This is a genomic window from Candidatus Nomurabacteria bacterium (assembly GCA_023898425.1).
Classification (GTDB): domain Bacteria; phylum Patescibacteriota; class Patescibacteriia; order 2-12-FULL-60-25; family 2-12-FULL-60-25; genus HK-STAS-PATE-2.
On sequence record CP060222.1, the window covers coordinates 64185 to 84082 of the forward strand.

At 43.9% G+C, this 19898-nt stretch carries 17 protein-coding genes, 1 tRNA gene and 2 pseudogenes; 8 read left to right on the forward strand and 12 right to left on the reverse strand.

Features of this window, described 5'->3' with window-relative positions; genetic code table 11:
* Positions 1–134: 134 nt before the first annotated feature.
* The 3 genes and pseudogenes from H6759_00305 (at position 135) to H6759_00315 (ending at position 1644) form a co-directional block, all read left to right on the forward strand.
* Positions 135–631, forward strand: a pseudogene (locus H6759_00305) (NUDIX domain-containing protein).
* Positions 632–651: 20 nt separating this feature from the next.
* Positions 652–1116 (forward strand): annotated as a pseudogene (locus H6759_00310) (HIT family protein).
* Positions 1117–1128: 12 nt separating this feature from the next.
* Complete coding sequence (locus tag H6759_00315) at positions 1129–1644, forward strand: metal-dependent hydrolase (GenBank protein ID USN52515.1); 516 nt, start codon at positions 1129–1131, stop codon at positions 1642–1644.
* Between the two features lie 31 nt (positions 1645–1675).
* Here H6759_00315 and H6759_00320 read toward each other — a convergent pair whose 3' ends face one another.
* The 7 genes from H6759_00320 to H6759_00350 all read right to left on the reverse strand — a co-directional run bounded on the left by H6759_00320 (position 1676) and on the right by H6759_00350 (position 8714).
* Positions 1676–2170 (reverse strand): hypothetical protein, encoded by a 495-nt coding sequence (locus H6759_00320; protein USN52516.1) that lies wholly within the window; start codon positions 2168–2170, stop codon positions 1676–1678.
* An 18-nt stretch (positions 2171–2188) separates the two neighbouring features.
* Positions 2189–2890: an anaerobic ribonucleoside-triphosphate reductase activating protein gene (locus H6759_00325; GenBank protein USN52517.1), complete on the reverse strand. Its 702-nt coding sequence runs from the start codon at positions 2888–2890 to the stop codon at positions 2189–2191.
* Positions 2884–4731, reverse strand: a complete 1848-nt coding sequence (locus H6759_00330; protein ID USN52518.1) for a ribonucleoside triphosphate reductase — start codon at positions 4729–4731, stop codon at positions 2884–2886. Before H6759_00330 ends, H6759_00325 begins: the two co-directional genes overlap by 7 nt.
* Positions 4732–5386: 655 nt before the next feature.
* Positions 5387–5569, reverse strand: coding sequence for a hypothetical protein (locus tag H6759_00335; GenBank protein ID USN52519.1), 183 nt, complete (start codon positions 5567–5569; stop codon positions 5387–5389).
* On the reverse strand, positions 5551–6306 hold the full coding sequence (locus tag H6759_00340) for a pirin family protein (GenBank protein ID USN52520.1): 756 nt from the start codon (positions 6304–6306) through the stop codon (positions 5551–5553). The genes H6759_00335 and H6759_00340 overlap by 19 nt, the downstream gene beginning before the upstream one ends.
* 72 nt (positions 6307–6378) lie before the next feature.
* The gene (locus H6759_00345; GenBank protein ID USN52521.1) at positions 6379–6777 is read right to left on the reverse strand and encodes a hypothetical protein; all 399 of its coding nucleotides are present in this window, start codon (positions 6775–6777) and stop codon (positions 6379–6381) included.
* Between the two features lie 233 nt (positions 6778–7010).
* Positions 7011–8714: a tRNA uridine(34) 5-carboxymethylaminomethyl modification radical SAM/GNAT enzyme Elp3 gene (locus H6759_00350; protein USN52522.1), complete on the reverse strand. Its 1704-nt coding sequence runs from the start codon at positions 8712–8714 to the stop codon at positions 7011–7013.
* 19 nt (positions 8715–8733) lie between these two features.
* On the opposite strand from H6759_00350, the gene H6759_00355 reads away from it, so the two are divergent.
* Positions 8734–9465 (forward strand): class I SAM-dependent methyltransferase, encoded by a 732-nt coding sequence (locus H6759_00355; GenBank protein ID USN52523.1) that lies wholly within the window; start codon positions 8734–8736, stop codon positions 9463–9465.
* 53 nt (positions 9466–9518) lie between these two features.
* Complete coding sequence (locus tag H6759_00360; protein ID USN52524.1) at positions 9519–10109, forward strand: hypothetical protein; 591 nt, start codon at positions 9519–9521, stop codon at positions 10107–10109.
* 44 nt (positions 10110–10153) lie between these two features.
* Here H6759_00360 and H6759_00365 read toward each other — a convergent pair whose 3' ends face one another.
* Genes H6759_00365 through ruvB form a run of 5 tightly spaced genes read right to left on the reverse strand, consistent with a single transcriptional unit; the run spans position 10154 to position 13343 of the window.
* Positions 10154–10984, reverse strand: a complete 831-nt coding sequence (locus tag H6759_00365) for a hypothetical protein (GenBank protein ID USN52525.1) — start codon at positions 10982–10984, stop codon at positions 10154–10156.
* 3 nt (positions 10985–10987) lie between these two features.
* The gene (locus H6759_00370) at positions 10988–11410 is read right to left on the reverse strand and encodes a hypothetical protein (protein USN52526.1); all 423 of its coding nucleotides are present in this window, start codon (positions 11408–11410) and stop codon (positions 10988–10990) included.
* 28 nt (positions 11411–11438) lie between these two features.
* A complete protein-coding gene (locus H6759_00375; GenBank protein USN52527.1) occupies positions 11439–12050 on the reverse strand; it encodes a PH domain-containing protein in 612 nt (203 codons plus the stop codon).
* Between the two features lies 1 nt (position 12051).
* Complete coding sequence (locus H6759_00380) at positions 12052–12300, reverse strand: hypothetical protein (protein ID USN52528.1); 249 nt, start codon at positions 12298–12300, stop codon at positions 12052–12054.
* A complete protein-coding gene (gene ruvB, locus H6759_00385; protein ID USN52529.1) occupies positions 12297–13343 on the reverse strand; it encodes a Holliday junction branch migration DNA helicase RuvB in 1047 nt (348 codons plus the stop codon). The genes H6759_00380 and ruvB overlap by 4 nt, the downstream gene beginning before the upstream one ends.
* A gap of 73 nt (positions 13344–13416) precedes the next feature.
* On the opposite strand from ruvB, the gene H6759_00390 reads away from it, so the two are divergent.
* From H6759_00390 to H6759_00400, 3 genes are all read left to right on the forward strand, one after another.
* Positions 13417–14103, forward strand: a complete 687-nt coding sequence (locus H6759_00390; protein USN52530.1) for a VTT domain-containing protein — start codon at positions 13417–13419, stop codon at positions 14101–14103.
* A gap of 125 nt (positions 14104–14228) precedes the next feature.
* Positions 14229–19610, forward strand: a complete 5382-nt coding sequence (locus H6759_00395; protein USN52531.1) for a hypothetical protein — start codon at positions 14229–14231, stop codon at positions 19608–19610.
* Positions 19611–19743: 133 nt separating this feature from the next.
* Positions 19744–19830: transfer RNA gene (locus H6759_00400), tRNA-Leu, on the forward strand.
* Positions 19831–19898: the final 68 nt, after the last annotated feature.

The window sequence follows — 19898 nt, forward strand, 5'->3', positions numbered from 1 at the left end:
AATCTGTTGAGCCAAATGTATTTAGTAGCGACGTCAGATTTGTTGAGCTCGATTAAACTCCATTGAATAGGCTTGATGATGTTTTTATTTAGATTCTCATTGATCACTTAGGTGCTTTGATATAGTCTTTATCTATGACTGAAGAAATTTTGGATTTAGTGGATGAAAATGATCAGATTATCGGCCAGCTTTCACGAGATGAAGTCTACAAACAAGGTCTACATAACTATCGGGTTGTTCATGGTTTTGTGGTCAATAAAGAAGGAAAAATCTGGATTCCAAAACGCACGCTCACAAAGAAGATTTATCCAGGCGCATTAGATTATAGTGTGGCTGGACATGTCGAGGCAGGCGAAACCTACGAAGAGTCATTCATTCGTGAAACAGCCGAAGAACTTAATATAGATCTTAAACAAACTCTATGGAAACCACTTGGAAAAATGACGCCAAAAGAAGGTGCTCATTGTTTTCAGATGGTGTATGAAATCCAACTAGAGACAGCGCCTGTGTACAATACTTCAGATTATACTGAGGCTTTTTGGATGTCGCTTCAAGAAATCATTGATCGTATTGAAGGGGAGAGCTAGCCAAGACGGATATCGTGACTACCGTTAAAAGATTCTATTTTTAAATCCAGCGTTATCAGTATCTATGAACAATTGCTTCGTTTGTGGGCGTATTGAGCAAATAAAGGATGGGACGAATCCATTTTTGTCACTGAACTTAATACGGGTTATGTAGTGCTTGGTGACTTTCAATTCTTTAATGGCTATACAGTTTTTTATCTAAAAATCATTGTACTGAATTACATCAGCTCTCGTCTACTGAACGAGCGCTTTTTTACAGGAGATGTCTTTGGTTGCGGAGGCGGTTTTTAATGCTTTTAAGCCCGTAAAAATGAATTACGAACTATTGGGCAATTCGGATAGTCATTTGCACTGGCATCTCTTTCCGCGACACGCGGATGATCCTTTGCCACGTGGACCTGTTTGGTTGATCGATAAAGAATTACGCAACGGAGATTCCGCTCGCCCAACGAAGGAAGAGCTCATTGTATTAAGAGATAAGCTGCAGCACGAACTTAGCCGTTTAGAAATTTTATTTAAGTCACTTTGATAGAGAAAAGCTATGCAATGGCACACTCATGCAGCGATAGGCGCGAACGCTATCTGGTTAACGGCATTGTTTGGAGATGCTTCTCAGGCACCGATTGTTTATTTAACTATTGGTGCTTTTGGCGGGTTATTGCCGGACATTGATGCGGGTGGTGGCAAGAGTTACGGTGCTAAGATTCACTATATCGGTGGTGGTATTTTTAAGCCTTTTCAAAACGTGTTTCGTCATAGGGGATTCTTTCATTCGTTCATGTGTATTGTTTTAGTTTTCTGCTTGTCGACTCCGCTTGCTTGGTTTATTGATCCGTTTGTACCAATGGTATTAACGGCTGGGTATGCAAGCCATATCGTTATTGATAATTGGAATTGTGGTTTAGAGTTTTTCTATCCATTGAAAAAGCGCGTAACCTTTGTTCCGAAATGGATGCAATTTCGCGTTGGTTCAATCGGGGATAATCTTCTCTTTCTTCTTGGTGTTTTTGGTTTAGTGGCGTATATATTGACGCACTTGTTATATATTGCGACATAAAGCATCCCGCTAATGAGCGGGATGCTTTATGTCATTGTTTTTGGTCTTTTGTACGAATAACGATCCAAGAGACAAGCAATACAGTTTGCATCCATAACATCAATATATTTAGTCCGTTTGTACTCGGGCTTGTCCAACCAGCAGCAAAATAAAAATTAAGATTCATAAAGACTCCTCCAGTGAGTGCTGATATAGCAATACATCGCGCAATATTTTTGTTGATGGACTTCTTGCTAAACCAGTATAGCGTGAGAGCGAAGAGGAGTCCGAGGCCGGTTAGAATTTCACCCCATTGTACGAGATTGGCAAAGAGTGCCGGGTACTCTTTTGCGCTTTTTAAGACAGAATCGATATACCAATTATGCGGATTACCGTTTTCAAATCGGACGAATGATGAATGAATACTCCCAACAAATGTGCCGCCGTAGATTTTGCCCCACCCAGAATGAAGCCATTGATAAGCCAGAATAAGCTGCATGCTAATAGAGACAAAAGCAGGATGGGTTAATATACGAGGTAATTTCATATGATGGTGTAAATATTGTTAAGTTCGAACTTCTAAATGTAGCTGAGGTTGTTTTGCGCGGATATTGCGAGCTACGGCATCAAGGTCTATGCGTTCCAATCTAGGAAGGCTTGGGTCTAGTGTTGTGTTATAACGTATCTCTTGTAAAGCATAGTACTCACCGTCTTTTAGCTGAGCAGCAATTTCTTCTAAGTCTGCTTGAGTATGCAATCCAGAATAGACGGTTGTACGAAATTCATGAGGTATAGAGGAATTCTGAATAAGGTGAAAGGTCTCTTGGCAGTTATCGATAACCTTTTTTTGATTGATGCCGATCACTTCACCATAGCGCGCCCATGTATGCTTGAGATCCATCGCGAAAAAATCGACTAATCGTTCGTTGATCAACTGCTCAATCATACGAGGACTAAGTCCATTAGTATCGAGCTTTACTAGCAATCCTAATGATTTGAGCTTCTTGATGAACTCAACAAGATCGGCTTGTACGGTTGGTTCTCCGCCAGTAATACAGACACCCTCCACAATGTGCTTGCGTCGATTGAGGTGCTCGAGTATATCTTGCTCATTAAATGTTTTGCTAATGTCTTTTGGTTGGGTAGGAATTAGCTCGGGATTGTGACAATAGACGCAACGAAATGGGCATCCTTGCGTAAAGATGATTGAGCTGATGATACCAGGATAATCAAGGAGACTGAGGGGTTGAAAACCTGAAATCAACATACTCTTTTACACGCGAGGTCCGGTTGAGGCTGTGGTGTGTTTTGCTTCTCGATAATGTACTCAGACCGTTCTTTGTATTCACTTTTCTTTCCTTTGTTCCATTGATCAACGGGGCGAAAGTATCCCACAACACGCGACCAAACTTCACAGGTAGATGAGCAGCTTGGGCAGGTTTGTACTTCGCCGGTTAAATAGCCATGTTTTGGACAGATACTAAAGGTGGGCGTGATCGTAAAGTAGGGGAGGTGGTACGACTCAGCTACCTTTTTTACAAGGTTTGCACACGTTTTCCAGTCTGCGACGCGCTCACCTAAAAAGAGGTGGAGAACTGTGCCGCCGGTGTATTTTGTTTGTAAGTCATCTTGGTGCTCGAGTGCAGAGAGTGGGTCGTCTGTGTAGCCAACGGGGAGATGTGAAGAATTGGTATAATACGGCGCATCCGGTGTGCCGGCTTGAATGATATCTGGATAGCGAGCTAAGTCTTCTTTTGCAAATCGGTAGGTGACGCCTTCCGCGGGGGTGGCTTCAAGGTTATAGAGGATACCTGTTTCATCTTGGTAGGTTACGAGACGGTCTCGCATAAAATCAAGAACCTCATGAGCGAATTGCTTGCCTGCTTCAGAGCCTAAATTTTCACCCAATAGATTGAGACAGGCTTCATTCATGCCATTAAGTCCAATGGTTGAAAAATGATTACGCAAAGAGGGTAGGTAGCGTTTGGTATAAGGAAGTAGACCGCGATCAATGCTGTTTTGTACGACCTTTCGTTTGATTTCTAGGGAGTCTTTCGCAATATCCATAAGCTCGCCAAGTTTTTCAAAAAAGGATTGTTTTGTTGTTGTGAGGTAGGCGATACGCGGTAGGTTTATGGTTGCAACGCCAACGCTTCCGGTCATTTCTGCTGAGCCAAAGAGACCACCGCCGCGTGCGCGTAAGACGCGTAAATCGAGTTGCAACCGGCAACACATACTTCGCACATCACTTGGCTTAAGAGATGAGTTCACAAAATTTTGAAAGTACGGAATGCCATACTTTGACGTCATCTCAAACAATAATTTTGCGTTTTCACTATCCCAAATAAAATCTTTGGTAATGTTGTACGTTGGAATCGGAAAGGTAAAGACACGTCCGTTTTGATCTCCCTTTGTCATAACCTCGATAAAGGCTTTATTGATGAGATCCATTTGTTCTTGGCAGTCAGCATAGGTAAAGGCCTGTTCTTTACCGTCGATAACTGGATGTGTTTCTCTAAGATCTTCGGGTACGACCCAATCAAGAGTGATATTGGTAAAAGGTGTTTGCATCCCCCAACGCGAAGGTACGTTTAAATTAAAGATGAACTGCTGAATATTTTGATAGATTTGCGCATAGGTGAGCTCGTCATTTCTTACATAGGGTGCAAGCATCGTATCAAACGAAGAAAAAGCTTGTGCGCCTGCCCATTCGTTTTGGAGCGTTCCAAGAAAATTTACCATTTGCCCTAACGCTGTTTCAAAGTGCTTTGGAGGCGAGGATTCGACTTTTCCGGCGACTCCGTTAAAGCCTTCGGTGAGGAGTTGACGCAAACTCCAGCCAGCACAATAGCCAGAAAACATCCCAAGATCATGAAGATGTAGATCGCCTTCGGTATGAGCATTACGTACGGCTTCTGGATAAATAGTATTGAGCCAATAATTAGCTGTGATTTTTCCAGATGTATTTAAGATCATGCCACCAAGCGAATAGCCTTGGTTTGCATTTTCGTTAACCCGCCAATCTGATTGATTGAGATATTCGGTAATCGTTTTTTCGACGTCGATCATTGCTCCGGCTGATTTGATGTCTGTGTTACGTGTGGTCATAGAATGGATTTGAGAAAAATAAAAAAAACTCACTGGCAGTGAGCTTCGAGAGCTTCTATGCGTTGAAACGAGACTTAGCTTGATTCTTTAGCAGAATCCCAACTGATACGATTTGGACATTTTTGATGAGGCATAAAAGCTCATTGAATTGAGAAGCCTGAATGCTATTTATCGTGTGGCAGTTTTACACTTGACTTCGATGGTGCCCTCGACAAGCATTCCTTTGAAGAATAGCTTGTGGCAATGGTTACATCGATAATCGCTGACACAGTTTGGCATAGGCTTGTCTCTAAGATAGACGTTGAACGACCTTGCGTAAAGGGATGATAGGTAAGCGCTTTTTTGGGTTATCCACAATATGTAGTGGTAAAAAACGAAATAGAACACAAGATATAGTAAATGTATGAATATGATGAAAAAATATTCTATAAAGAAAAACCTTGCCGCGTGGCAAGGTTTTTTATTACTCTTCTTCAGGATCAAATGTCTCAATCACTTTTTATACACAAGATATTCTGGATCACTTTCTTCGTATCCTTCGAGGCCGCCGCTAGCAAATTCGTATAAGACTCCGCGTGAATATTCATCGTTGAGATGTTGGGCGATAGGGACGAGTGACTCAAGTAATAGTCCCTCGGCGTCTAAAAAAATCCAGCTAATTCAACGTCATCAAGAGATTCTTCTTCGATGGCGGATTCGATTTGTTTACGGCTTCTTCAAAATCACCATTTACGATGGCTTGAAGCATGGCGACTTTTTGAGGGTAGTCAGCAACGAGACGCGAGTTAATATAGGACGCGACTTCGCTTTCGCTGAGCTTTAGTTCAGGTAATGACATAGAATGGAGTATTTTTGGATCATAACGAGCCTTTCTCTATACGTCCAGTCTATTATGGCCAGCTGATCTCGTAGAGATCGGTGGCGCTCGGTAGCAGTTACGGTAATCGAAGCCTCATCTTTATCAATCTCAAACGCTGTACCTCTTGGCAGGGGAGTGTCTCGTAGGTTTACAGCGCCATTACCTATTAACAAACATGTTGAGAAATCTTTCTGGCTTGTCCATTGTTCATCTTTTTCTAAACGAATATGTCGGATAGTGAGATTTTGATGAATGATCAATGAATTATCACGTTGATCGGGTGAGATCAGTACTGTAGCGGGTGCTAATTGATCAAAGCTTCGTTGTTCATAAGATGGAGTGAGATGATAGCTATCTGGTTCAACCCAAATCTGAAAAAGTCGAGTTGATTTATCGCTGGCATTTATTTCTGAGTGCGTGATACCGGTACCTGCGCTCATTCGTTGAACATCACCGACGCGTATAACGCCGTGACCACCAAAGGTATCCGCGTGGTGGAGCTCGCCTTCGAGAATAATGGTAATAATCTCCATATTGCTATGCGGATGGGGATCAAAGCCTTTGCCGGCGGCAATAATATCGTGATTTACCACGCGTAATGGTCCAAAACCCATACGACTTGGGTTATAGTATTGTCCAAAGCTATAGAGATGTTTTGCCTGTAGCCAATCGATATTCATTTTTCCCCAAAGTTCAGGGGTGATGATGTTGATCATGGTGTGATGCTACCTGTAGAGAAAATTTTTTGCCAATGAAAACCCCCGTATTCTGGGGAGGTCAGGGCTTGTTTAGGCAATAAGCGTGGTTTTTGTTTTTGACGAAGGAAAGGGCGATTCTAGGACGGCGTCAAAGCCGATGTCTTCATATTGATTTGGTTCGTCAGCACCAAAACAAATAGCATCAAATGTCCATCCCCAACGAAGAGCTTGTCGAATAGCGCGGTCACGTCTACGAATCCAGTCTTGGTCTTCGTCCGTATTATTACCGCTACCAATGTAGAGCACGTCAGCAAGTAGGGGCTCACGCTCGATTGAATAACGGCGAAATACCGATTCCAATACCTGAGTAATGGCACGACTAGCGCCACCGTACTTGCCGAAGACGGGCATACTATCGATCATTTTTAGGCGTAGATGATCTTCGTGATAGAGTTCAAGATAGTCACCTTGATAGATGGATAACGCCACTTTTGATTGATATGCCGATTGTCCAGCAGAGCTGTTAACAGAGCGTCATAGGCTTCTTCAGCATAAGGTTCCATATCTTTAGTATAATCGAGAATGATGACACTAAGACGCGCTTCAGATGGTCGTAATTCGTTAACTTGAGAGTTTCTTGAAAGAACTTTACTCACGCAATACTGCTCCTAATTGAAGGGAGCCGTATACTATCAGAAAATGTAAAATAGGGCAAGTAATGCTTATTTTTTGAGAGTTTTCACCATGTAGCTTTCGCGTTCTTCGTAACCGAGCATTTTATAGTATTCGCGAACGCCAATACCAGAGATGACAGAGATATGTTCGTACCCTTCGTCTTTCGAAATCTCTTCGGCTTTTTGCATAAGTAAGCGTCCGTAGCCACGGTGTTGGGAGGCGTCTTTATTGTCTTGTGTAAGATTTAACGCGGTGCCATAGGTATGAAGTTCGCGAACAAAGGCAGTATGTTCGATGATGGGGAAAGCGCTAACAAGCTCATGGGCTTCTTTTGCGAGTCGTTTATCTTCAGAATAATCAGGATGAGACAAAAGTGTTTTTAGTGTAGGAGGTAAGCGGAGACGTAAAAAAGCAAAAACAGCCCGTCTTTCGGTGTCTTCGACGGTTAAAAAGATTTCTGTACCAGCAGCTGAGTCAAAGCGTTGTTCAAAAACTTGGGTTGTAACATTGCTTGGATCAATTCCTGCTACATGTCCAACCTCTCGACAACGCAAGCATTCACAAGAAAGTCCACGTGCTTTCATCTCATCTTCTATAACAGTGCGTAGATTGGTGACTTTATTACCGTAAGAAATATCGTTTTCTGGAAAATCACGAATAAGACGCGAGACACGGCAATAGCGCGGAATCAGCGTCTGCATGGTGATAAGTGTTTCTTTGAGCTCGTCACCTTCGAGTGGAGTAAAGCGACCATCTTTTGCCCATTCGTGGAGCTCAGCCAGAGGCAAAACGACACATGGATAAAGCTTAATCATATCAGGACAATATCTTTGATCGTTAAACAATGTCCGCATGTCTTCGATGTCTTTTGCGGGCGTTGATCCAGGTTGTCCAGGTAAGACATGAAAGTCCGTTTTAAAACCCATCATGCGTAATAATGCATTTGCACGAATAGTGGCATCAATATGATGACCGCGATTGGTGATATCCAAAACGTCATTCTGGAGTGTTTGTACGCCAAGCTCAACACGGGTACAACCTAGTTCGCGTAAACGAATAAGATCTTTTGCTGTAACCCAATCAGGACGAGTTTCAATGGTTAAACCAATGATGCGATATTCGGCTGTCTCATTTGCTTTTTGCGAAGCAGCAAGTGATCCGTAACGCGTTTTCTTTACTTGACCTAGGTGGTTTGCTGCATCGAAACAACGTTTAATAAACCATTTGCGATAATCCCAACGATACGAAGACCATGTGCCTCCTTTGATAATAAGCTCAATCTTTTTTGCTTCGTGGCCATTGTGTTCGAGTGTCGTAACGCGTTGCCATACTTGTTGGTAGGGATCGAACTTTAGCGATAGCGCGCGTGCTGCTGCAGGCTCACTTGAGATATAGCTTTTTGGCATGCGTGTTTCTGTAGGACAGTAAACACATTTACCTGGGCATGGGTAAGGCTTTGTGAGAACGGTGATTGGTGCGACACCTGAGTCCGTGCGAATATCTTTTACACGCAAACTTTTTTCGAAGGATTCAGAAGCTTGAATACGCTCTTCTTTTACGAGCTTGTGATACATTGTCCAGTAATGGTAGAGGGTAGGAAATTGTACGCCAGTACCTTTGAGGAGTTTGCGCGCGGTGGTCGCTAAAAGAGCACGGGTCGGGGAATCGTGCGCCAGAGTTTCGATAATCACCTGCTCAAAAAGCTCGTTTTGCGCTTTTTGACTCAGTTTTACTGGACGAGATGTATTCATGTGATAGTCTGGCCGTAGAATGGCAAACATCGAACAATCCCGCAAGCGCATGCAAGAAGTTTCAACGTTTTACGAAGACTTTGGAGCGCATTTTGCGCGCACGCGTTTTGCCTTGTGGCCGTGGATGAAGGAGGTAGCTTATCACGCAAAACCTGGTATGACGGTCATTGATGTCGGCGCTGGTAATGGTCGCTTTTCAGAAGCCTTTGTTGATGGCGTGCAATATATCGGTATCGAACCATCAAGCGCATTACGTGAAGCAGCGACCGCGAAATTACGCCAAGGATCGGTGATAAAAGAGGGGAGTTTGCCTCATCTGTCTATTCAATATGCACAAGCGGATATTACGGTTTGTATAGCTGTTTTGCATCATTTGCCAAAAACACAGCACGAAGCTGTATTTGCAGAGCTTTTTCGTATTACAAAACCAGGGGGTTCTATCTATATTAGCGTTTGGAATGCACGAGGTAAGGGGTTTTTGCGTTATCCTCGAGCTTGGATTGCGGCATGGCTACGAATACCGTTATGGAAGGGGTTATCTTCGGGCGAGTGTTATGTTCCTTGGAAGTCAGATCAGCAAATAACACAGAGATATGTCTATGCATGGACCAAGCGTGAACTAAAACGTTTAGGTGCTCGCTACGGAAAAGTGCTCCAATGTGAGTATATAAATGATTCAACAACAACGGTACTAGAGGGTAAGAATATCCTCCTTTGTGTAAAAAAGCCTGAAAAAGAGCATATTCTTTGACAATATTGATTATTTCGTCTAGTTTAGAACCCCTATCTATTTGGAGGTGATACGTGATCAGGTGTCCTCGAACATTGGTAAGTACGGCAAATGCTCTATTTGTCAGTGAGCGTGACGGCGAAAGAGAAGATCTCGTCAAAAAGAAGGCTGCGTTCAAAAAACAGCTAAAACCGATCAAAGATCGGCTAGAAGCGAACCCGCTTTCTGTCTATGGCAGAGAGTCTATCGACGCCCTTTATGAGGGGATGAATCTTCATGAGCAGTCTATCTCTTGTGAAGAAGTAATGTTTTTTAGTCGTTTGCGAAACTCACGCTTGCATATTGGTAAGAGATTTCGGTTTGGTCAGTTAAGTGTGCCTCGATCTCTCTTGTACCCTGGTGCGCTTTCTCTTATCTTGCGTGGACTAGACGCGGACCACGCAGACCTCTATGAGGGGATGAAACGATTTAATGAAGCTCCGCATAGATTGGGACACGAAGCACTTTATTTTGGAGGATCAAGCAGATCTCTTCACAGAAACGGTAGCAAGACGACACCTATTTTGTGCAGTGATGCTGGGATAAGACTCCTCTCTACACGACGAGAAGACGTGAATGATCCGCTTCTTGGTGAGCGTTACGCAATCGTTAAGCGCTACATTTAGCAATCTGAATAGCCCTACACAATGGTGTGCAGGGCTATTTTTCTTTACCAAAGAGCGATAATGACACCTGTGCCTATTATGCTAAGAGCATGTGCAATAAGGAGATGACCATGATGTGTTTTACGTTCCATTACGTAGAGCAACATCGAAAGTGTTAAGAGCGCGGTAATAAAGATGATGATAAAAGTGATAGCACCTTCGGTTGTTGATCCGAGTCTCGCAAAGGGGAGTGTTGATCCAAAAAGTTCTTGTGTGCCAGCCGCTTTCACGATCGAACGTCCAGGCAACATATGGAGCATGCCTCGTTCATCATTTGATGACGTAGAACCAAATAACTGAACAACAACAATAGATCTTTTCTCTTCAAACTGGCCTTGTGCGATACCGATACCAATGTCGGTATAGCGTTTGTCTAAGATATTTTCGCGATGTGAAGGAGACATCATCCAATGCTTTTCTAGTTCTTCTGCTTCTTGAAAATGAACAGCGAGGTTTTCTCCAGCAACAGTGTAGGGATAATTTGCTCTATCGATAAAGCTCCAGGGCTGTTGTCCATCAGGTGAGGTATGAGAAAAATACCCACGTAAAAGCATGTCGTTTGCTTTTTGCTGTGCAGCAATCGTAAGTCGAGCGTCTTCTTTTAGGGGACTTATACGCTCAGCTGATCGACTTTCATTTGTAAGCGCAATGATAGCGGGTGCTGTGATTGCTTGTGAGGCTGCATGTTCCTTAGGCCAGATGATCAATGCACCAAAGGCAAGCGTTTTTAAGGCAATAAGTGTTATTCCGGCAAAAGCAAGATGACGATGCGCCATCGCATGCGGTCGATGGTTATTGTCTCGATGTGGAAAAAAGTGCAGCCAAAGAGCGTTCATACCTTATGTTGCAAAGACACCAAGAAACCATTTACTCCAGCGGTGTTCAAAATCAGTTATCGTCATGATGCGGATACCTCTCTCGCTAAGAGGATCCATACAAAAGATTTTTGTCTTACCGATTTGATAGACGATAACGTATTGATGTGGCTCGTTTAACTCCACTAAGCAAGCCATATCTTGCTCAGTGAGCATGCGTAAATCATCTATTTCTCCATCTGGACTTGTAGATAGGTTTGCGCGTTCTTTTTTTGCGGCCTCTACGAGCTGTTCGCGAGTTGGTTCTTTTTCTTCGACGCTAATACCAAGATCAGCGGCAAGGTCTAATTCGATAACGTCTATTTTTGCCTCTTCAAGAACCATCTTTAAGCAAGCGAGACCAGATTTGCCCTCGATGGGCGACAGATAAGGTGTTAGGGGTTTCATAGATGTAGCATAACAAAAACGCCCTCTCTCAAGAAGGGCGTGATGTTGATGGGTGATGCTCAGGGGTATCGGTTTGCGGAAACGAGAAATCTTGCACGGCTTCATCAAGTTGAGATCGTCGATCAAGTTCTGAGAGCTCAGTGACAGATTTTGAGATTCTGATGGGATTTGGAATGTCTTCAAAGGAGATAATGAGCTTTTCACCAGCTGTTTGCACATCGAGTTTTCCATAATTAAACATGGTTGCCCAAAATCCCTTTACTGAAGATGTAACATCTTGAATGCGGTGTAAGCGTACTTCTGATACAACGCGGGCAAAAAGACCAATTTGTTCAATATTGAGAATACGCTTTGTTGTTACGATCCACACATCTAAATAGTAATCGAGAAAGCTCAAAAACAGCATGAGCCATCCAATAAAAAACACCGCACTAACACCAAGAATAATAAGCGGCTGATACAGTGAGCTTAGATAAAGCGTAGGTTCAAAGATATTGAGATACCACGCGACGACAAAAGGAAACGCGATAATCACCGCATAACCAATAAGGGTAGAAAGTATGGTGATTGGATGTCGGCGTAGAATATGAACAACCTTTTCTTTTGGGATCTCATTTGGGAGATGTTTTAAGTGAAGCATATCAGTAGAGGGTGGTAGTTCCGACGCTAAAGAGCGTAATAGTTTGTGACCAGTCTACACCGTAGGCATATTGTATCGTTGCAAGAATCAGGGCGGCCGGGAGTCCTAAAAAGAAGATCGTAATCACAACGGTGCGACTTCCTGCAAGACCAAAGCGCATGATCATATAGGCTGAGATAATTGCGACAACACTCAAGATCGACATGATGCCGATCCAGAGATAAAGAAAGATCCAAAGTGGAATGGTCATAGAAGCGTTGGTTCTATTGTATCGGTACTCGCCGGTATTGGAAAGCCAAGATGTTGATACGCGACTGTACTTGCTACGCGTCCTCGTGGCGTGCGAGTGATAAGTCCTTGTTGTAACAAGAAAGGTTCAATTACGTCTTCGAGGGTATCCATCTCTTCGGATGTGGCAGCGGATAATGTACTTAAGCCAACAGGACCGCCGTTAAACGTTTCGATGATCGACAAAAGAACGCGACGATCTGCTTGGTCAAGCCCTAGTGTATCTATCTCAAGCGCAAGGAGCGCTTTGTCGACGATAGGCTCGGTCATAGTGCCATCGGCCATCACTTGAGCATAATCACGAACGCGTCTTAAGAGACGATTTGCGATACGAGGCGTGCGACGTGATCGTTTTGCGATAAGTCGTAAAGCCGCGTCTTCGTTTGGCACATTAAGTAACTGAGAGCTACGTGCCAAGATCGCATGCATTTCGTCTTCGCCGTAAAAATCTAGGTGAATATGTGAACCAAAACGGTCACGTAAAGGCGCAGAAAGCATCGAGAGACGCGTTGTTGCGCCAATGATCGTAAAGCGTTTGAGATCGAGTCTAAGTGTGCGTGCCGTTGGACCTTTGCCCATCACGATATCAAGCGCATAGTCTTCCATCGCCGGATATAGCACTTCTTCGATCGAGCGATTCATACGATGGATTTCATCAATAAACAAAATGTCGCCGTCTTCGAGATTGGTGAGGATGGCAGCAAGATCACCCACACGTTCTAGCGCAGGACCGCTTGTGACACGAATATTTGCCCCCATCTCATTTGCAATTACATGTGCAAGCGTTGTCTTACCAAGTCCTGGTGGGCCATAGAGTAATACGTGGTCACAAGGTTCTTGGCGCTTTTTTGCTGCTTCGAGAAAAATACGTAGGTTTTCTTTAATGGTTGGTTGACCGATAAACTCCTCTAAGCTTTTAGGACGTAATGCTGTATCAAAACTTACCTCCATTGTTTGAAGTTCTGGTGATACCTCGCGCGGTTCAAGTTCGCCCCATTGTTCCATAGTGTTCGTGATTTGTTCGATAGTAACAAGGCGGCTTTGGCGAATCAAGCGCCATCAAGTAAGATGCGGCGATATGATCTTACTAGAGCACGTTATCGCGATTTGTCAGGCGGTTATCTATTCTATCTTGCACGTGGATAGAATGCTCGGTGGTTTAATCGCTCAGTATCCAACGGGTGTTTATAGTATTTTGTTTTTGATTATTTTTGTTGAGACGGGGCTTGTTATTATGCCCTTTTTACCGGGGGATTCATTGTTATTCGCCACGGGTTCTTTTGCGGCATTAGGTGTTATTGATATTAATCTCGCTTTACCGTTGCTTATACTCGCCGCCATTACAGGGGATACTGTGAATTATTGGATCGGACGTGAGGGTGGCACGAGGCTATTAAAACATAAACATCTTTCTAAACTCATTAATGATGAGCATTTGGCAAAGGCGCAGAGATTTTATGAGAAACATGCTTTTTTGTCGGTTGTTTTGGCAAGATTCATGCCTATTATCCGCACCTTTGCGCCATTTGTTGCTGGTATGACAAAAATGCATTATCGCCAATTTATGGCGTATAACGCGCTTGGCGGGATCGCTTGGGTTTCGTTATTTACCTTGCTTGGGTATTGGTTTGGTAATCTGCCGATTGTGCAAGAATATTTTGGTATTGTTATTATAGCGATTATTATTCTCTCGTTTATGCCTTTGGTTTATGAATTTGCATTGGACCAAAAGGCAAAACGTCTCAATCAAACAAAGAAACGATAGGACCGGCTTTCAAATTTTCACAGAAAAAACACTCTCGTGGTTGAGAGTGTTTTTTCGTGTTTATCCTATAGAGAATATTGTAAGTAGCCGTGCTATAATACCCAGGAATAAAACATATGATAATCATGAAGTATAAGAAGCATATCTCTGCCATGGTATTGGCGTTATTTGTTATCGCGACAATCGGTACATTTGTTACGCAAAGGTTGGCTGAATCTGCGACGTCGTACAGCATTAGCGTGGGAGGGACTACGGCATTTACGACAGAGCAAATCGGGACGACTCTTTACACAGTAAATTTAAGTAGTAATAACGTTTCGGTTATTGATACGGTAACGAAAACGCTTATTACTACGATCCCTGTCGGTTCGGTTCCGAGAGACCCTGTCGTTGTTGGTACGGATATTTACGTTGCGAATTCTGGAGCGAATACCGTTTCAGTAATTGATACAAATACCAATACCGTAACAGATACTATTACCGTTGGAACTGGTCCTAGTCGAACAATCCTCGTTGGGACAGATGTCTATACGATGGATTGGACGTCGAATGCAATCAGCGTTATCGATACAAATACAAAGACCGTATCAAATACTATCGTTATCGGTGTGGGGAGCAAGATACCGCTATTAGTAGGTACAAAACTTTATATCTCAAATACCAATCTGGGTAACGTAACTGTTATCGATACGCTCACAAAGACCGTTATTACGACATTAGCAATCACGCAAGGAGGCTTTAAAATGGGTCTTGCTGGAACCAAGGTTTATGTGTCTGGTCTCAGTGGTGCACTGTCCAATAAGGTTGTTGTTATCGATACGTTAACCGATACTGTCGTTGCCACCATCCCCGTCAACGCACAACCTTGGGATTCTTTTGCTGTTGGTACTGAGTTATTTGTGACGCACTATAACCCGGGCAACGTGTCCGTTGTCGACACATCAACTGACACCGTCACCAGCGTGATTCCAATGAGTCATTCAGTATCTGGAGCCTTTTTAGTAGGAACAAAGCTTTACGCGTTTAGTGGGTCTACCAACCAAGTAAGCGTCATTGATACGGTTACGAAAAGCGTCATTGATACGGTTGCGATTGATGGCTTGCCGCGTAGCGCAAAGCTTTTTGGTAGTCAGCTCTATGTCGCTACCAGTGCTGATAGTCTTAATATTATCAATACGAATACAGATACACTTGTTGAAATCGGCAAACCAGTTTTAACCGCTACAGATATCTCTGGCAGCATCCTCACCCTCACCTATGACGAAGCGCTTGATACAGGCTCTAATCCAAGTCCATCGGATTATAGCGTTACAGTTAATGCGGTTCCTGTAACTATTTCAGCTATTCAGGTCGTCAATGCAAATGTTGTTTTGATTTTAAATTCGACAACTATCTCTAGTGATGTTGTTCAACTGAGCTATACCGTTCCAGTCAGTAACCCTGTACAGGATGTATCAGGAAATGATGCTAGTAGTTTTGTTGGTGTTACTGCGACGCAAGCTGATTGCTCCACCATACAGACAGGGAGCGGTCCATATCATGGCGCACTCGTTGGCACAAAGTACTACGTTTATAACTATGATTATTTTGGAGCTTCAAGTCCAGACACAATATCAGTCATTGATACCGTTACAAATGTGAATATCGGAACAATCACCGTAGGTAATTCACCACGGTTTATTATACCAGTGGGTACAGAGCTATATGTCTTTAATCAGGACTCTAACAGTATTTCAATCATAGATACGACAACAGATAGCGTAGTTAATACCATTGCTCTTGGGCGTTATATATTGTCCGCTACTCTCGTTGGTCAATCGATCTATTTATCTGCAGCAGCAACTCCTGCAGTCCTTGTATTAGATACGGTGACAAATACAATTACCGCGACAATACCTTTTCCTGCATTTAATAATCCAGGAGCAAGTTTCTTGGTAGGTGATGTTCTATATGTTTCAAAAGGATCAGATATCGTAGCGATAGATACGCTAACAAATACCATAACAAATACGATCGCTGTAGCTCAGGGTGGACATGCTTTTTATTTAGTTGGGACACAGCTCTATGCGCTCAACTATAATGGAGGGTCGGTGTCTGTTATTGATACGCTTACGAATACCGTTACCGATACCCTAGCTATTGGCGGGCAACCACTGCATGCGACTCTCGTGGGCAATAATTTGTACATAGCTAATCGTGTAAATGTTTTTGTTGTTGATACGACGACAAATACCGTTATCAATACGCTTGTAGTAGGTTCAATACCTTCTGGTAGCGCGTTGGTGGGCTCACTGCTCTATGTGTTAAATTATTCATCGCAAAATATCTCTATTGTCGACACGACAAATAATACGGTAGTTGATACTGTCCTTGTTGGCACAAATAGTACACAAATTATTCATATCGGTAATCAGTTGTATCTTCTAGCTGATTTAGTAAAAAGTAATTTTAAAACGTTCGATCTAAACACAAACGCCCTCACGGCCTGCCCTCTGTCACACGCGCTCGTGTATTCTTCTGGCCCCAACGGCTCCATCACCGGCACAGCTCTTCAAATCGTCGCCGACGGAGCCGATGGCACCGCTGTCACGGCTGTCCCAAACTCCGGATACAAGTTCGCTAATTGGTCAGATGCCTCAACCGCAAATCCAAGAACGGACATAGCCGTTACAAGCAATATCACCGTCACAGCTAACTTCACCAAGATCCCAAGTCTCGGTGGTGCTGGTGCAGACCCAGGTTGTGTTGGTGTCGGTTGTGGCACAACAACACTCTCTTCAACATCAACAACACCTGCCCCTGTTCTTGTTGGTCCTGATATCACCAATATTCGTGTTACTGAACTCTCCACATCCACTGCCAGAGTCTCTTGGGATACAAGTGTACCCGCTACAACCGCCTTCTACTTTGGCCTCAGTGATCTATACGGAAGCGGTTTCCGAGGGGATGCAACTCTTGTCACTTCTCACTCGGTATTACTCAATACGCTGACAGGCCAAGGCAAGACAACCATTTATAGCGACGCAACATTCAAGACACTTACCTTTCAAGACTTGGCAGCAAACCCTAAAATCTACGAAGTACAGGTCTCGTATCTCACCGATACAACTGCCGTTGTATCTTGGAAGACAAATGTCCCGCTACAAAGTCTCGTGACATATGGTGAGACCAGTGACTATGGCATGACAGCAGAGAGCACCACCCTTACGATGTCGCATCTCGTGAACCTAAGTGGTCTCACACCAAGTACGCTATATCACATGAAGCTCACTTCTAGTGATGCCGACGTCACAACTTCTACAGAAGACATCACCTTCTTTACTCAAGTAGACAGCGCCCCTCCAGCAAACCCACTTAACTTCAGTGCCAAGAGCGGTCTCGAACAAAATACCTTGTCTTGGGTGAATCCAACGAATGACCATTTTGCTCAAGTACGCATTTTAGCAAGAACAGACAGATATCCTCAAAACCCAATTGATGGTGCTTTTGTGTATCAAGGGGATGGGCAGCAAGTTGTTCATACGGGTCTTGTATCAGGCAAAACATATTTCTATACGAACTTTGCCTACAATACCCAAAACAATTATTCATCCGGGGCTCTCGCCCAAGCCGTACCAACAGGTGTATTACCAGAACCAGAAAAAGAACCTGTACCAGAAGTACCACCTGCTCCAGAACCAGAGGTACCACCAGCACAAGAGGTGAATACACCATCCGGCCAAGGTGATACGACCGGCTCTTCCGAATCCTCCGGAAGCACCCCTACAGAACCTCCTTCGGTACCACCAGCTCCCGAACCTACCAATCCAGAGCAACCCTCAGGTATCCCAATGCCTCCAGAAGTTCCAGCTGAAGAGCCATCTATCATTTCTTTGAGTACAGCTCCTGTGCGTACCATGGCGCTTAACCCTGAATACACCATGGGCAATGGCTCGGTGCCATTAACCGCAAATCAAAACAATCAAATCGCTATCACACCTGGACCAAAGGTATCGATGCGTATTAAAGCGGCTCAAGTTGAAGGATCACCAACCATCGCTATCTTAACCTTTGATGACAATCGTCAATTACTTGAATTGCAATCAAATGGAGACTGGACAGCGACCTTTATGCCAACACGCATTGGTCAGCAGAATGCTCAGATTGATTTTGGCTATGAAGATGGTACCGTGGCACGCGTCACCACGATCTTTGATGTACGTGTACCTGGTCGTGTCATCGAAAGAGATATCCCTCTTGTTGGAGAAGTACGTCTTGTCGAAGGTGCTCGCGTCACTCTCGAGACAAAAACAAATGGACAATGGCAGACCTGGTCAGGGCGCTTAACCAATCAACTCAATCCACAGACAACAAAAGAGGATGGCTCATGGGGTTTCTCTGTCCCAAGTGGTACCTATCGTATCCGTGTTGAGAAAGATGGCTATGACACTATCGAACGTATCTATACCGTCACCAATACGATCTTAGGCTCAGATATCGAGCTCCAAAAAACCCTTCCTGTTCAACCTGATGCTATCGGTATTGTCGCTACCGCTGTTACCTTGGCAAATATCGCCACGGTCGCAAGTCTCTTTAACTTCCTTTGGTATCTCTTAACACAACCACTCATGTTCATTGGTGCACGCAAGCGCAACAAGTGGGGTGTGGTCTACAACTCCATCACCAAACAAGGAACAAATCTTGCGGCTGTTCGTTTGATGGATGCACAAACAGGACGCGTGCTTCAAACACGTATCACAGATGAAAACGGTCGTTACTTCTTTCACGTCAAACCAGGTGACTATCGCATCGAAGCCGTGAAAGCAGGACATGTCTTCCCAAGTCTCGTCGCCAAGGATCTCACCGAAGACAACGAATACCTCGATGTCTATCACGGCACTCCGGTACACGTTGAAAATGAGACGGATCTCACCTTAAATATCCCTCTTGATCCAAATCATCCAAAAGAACTCACGCAAAAAGTTCTTCGCAAGCGCTTTACACAAAAAGCAAAAAACGTCATTAGTCTTCTCTCCTTTGCGGTGACCCTCGGTGCTCTTGCTCTACGCCCAAGTATGTTGCTTCTTGGTCTTGCTGCTCTTCAATTAGCTACCTATCTCATCTTCAGAAAACTCATTGCTGTACGCAAACCAAAGAACTGGGGGATTGTGACTGAAGCAGATTCTCACAAACCTATCGGCAGCACGGTGGTTCGTATCTTCGACAAGAAATACAACAAACTTCTTGAGACACAAGTAACCGACGCCAAAGGACGCTATGGATTCTTAGCCAACAAAAACCTCTACTTTGTGACCGCAGACAAAAAGGGCTATGAACGCTTTATCTCCGAAGACATCGACCTTACCCATGCCGAAGCTCAAACCATTGAGCGACCTATTACCTTAAAGAAGGTGGGGGATACACCGACACCGACACCGACACCGACACCGACACCGACACCGACACCGACACCGACACCGACACCGACACCGACACCGACGAATCCATTTACTGATCAATCGGTATAGGTTAAACAATATCGCATAGGCAAAAGCTTATGCGATATTGTTTTACAAGTTTTTTCGGCTAAAAAGCAAAACGTGACAACCATTTGAAAAAATGATTGAATGTCGCACAAGCGTGTAGAGATATGCGCATAGAGCCCGGGTGGCGAAATGGTATACGCAAGGGACTTAAAATCCCTGGTCTGAAAATGGCGTGCGGGTTCGAGTCCCGCCCTGGGCACCACACAAATACCTCCGAAGATATCGGAGGTATTTGTATTCAAGAGAGTATGTTCCAAATATGGTATGCTG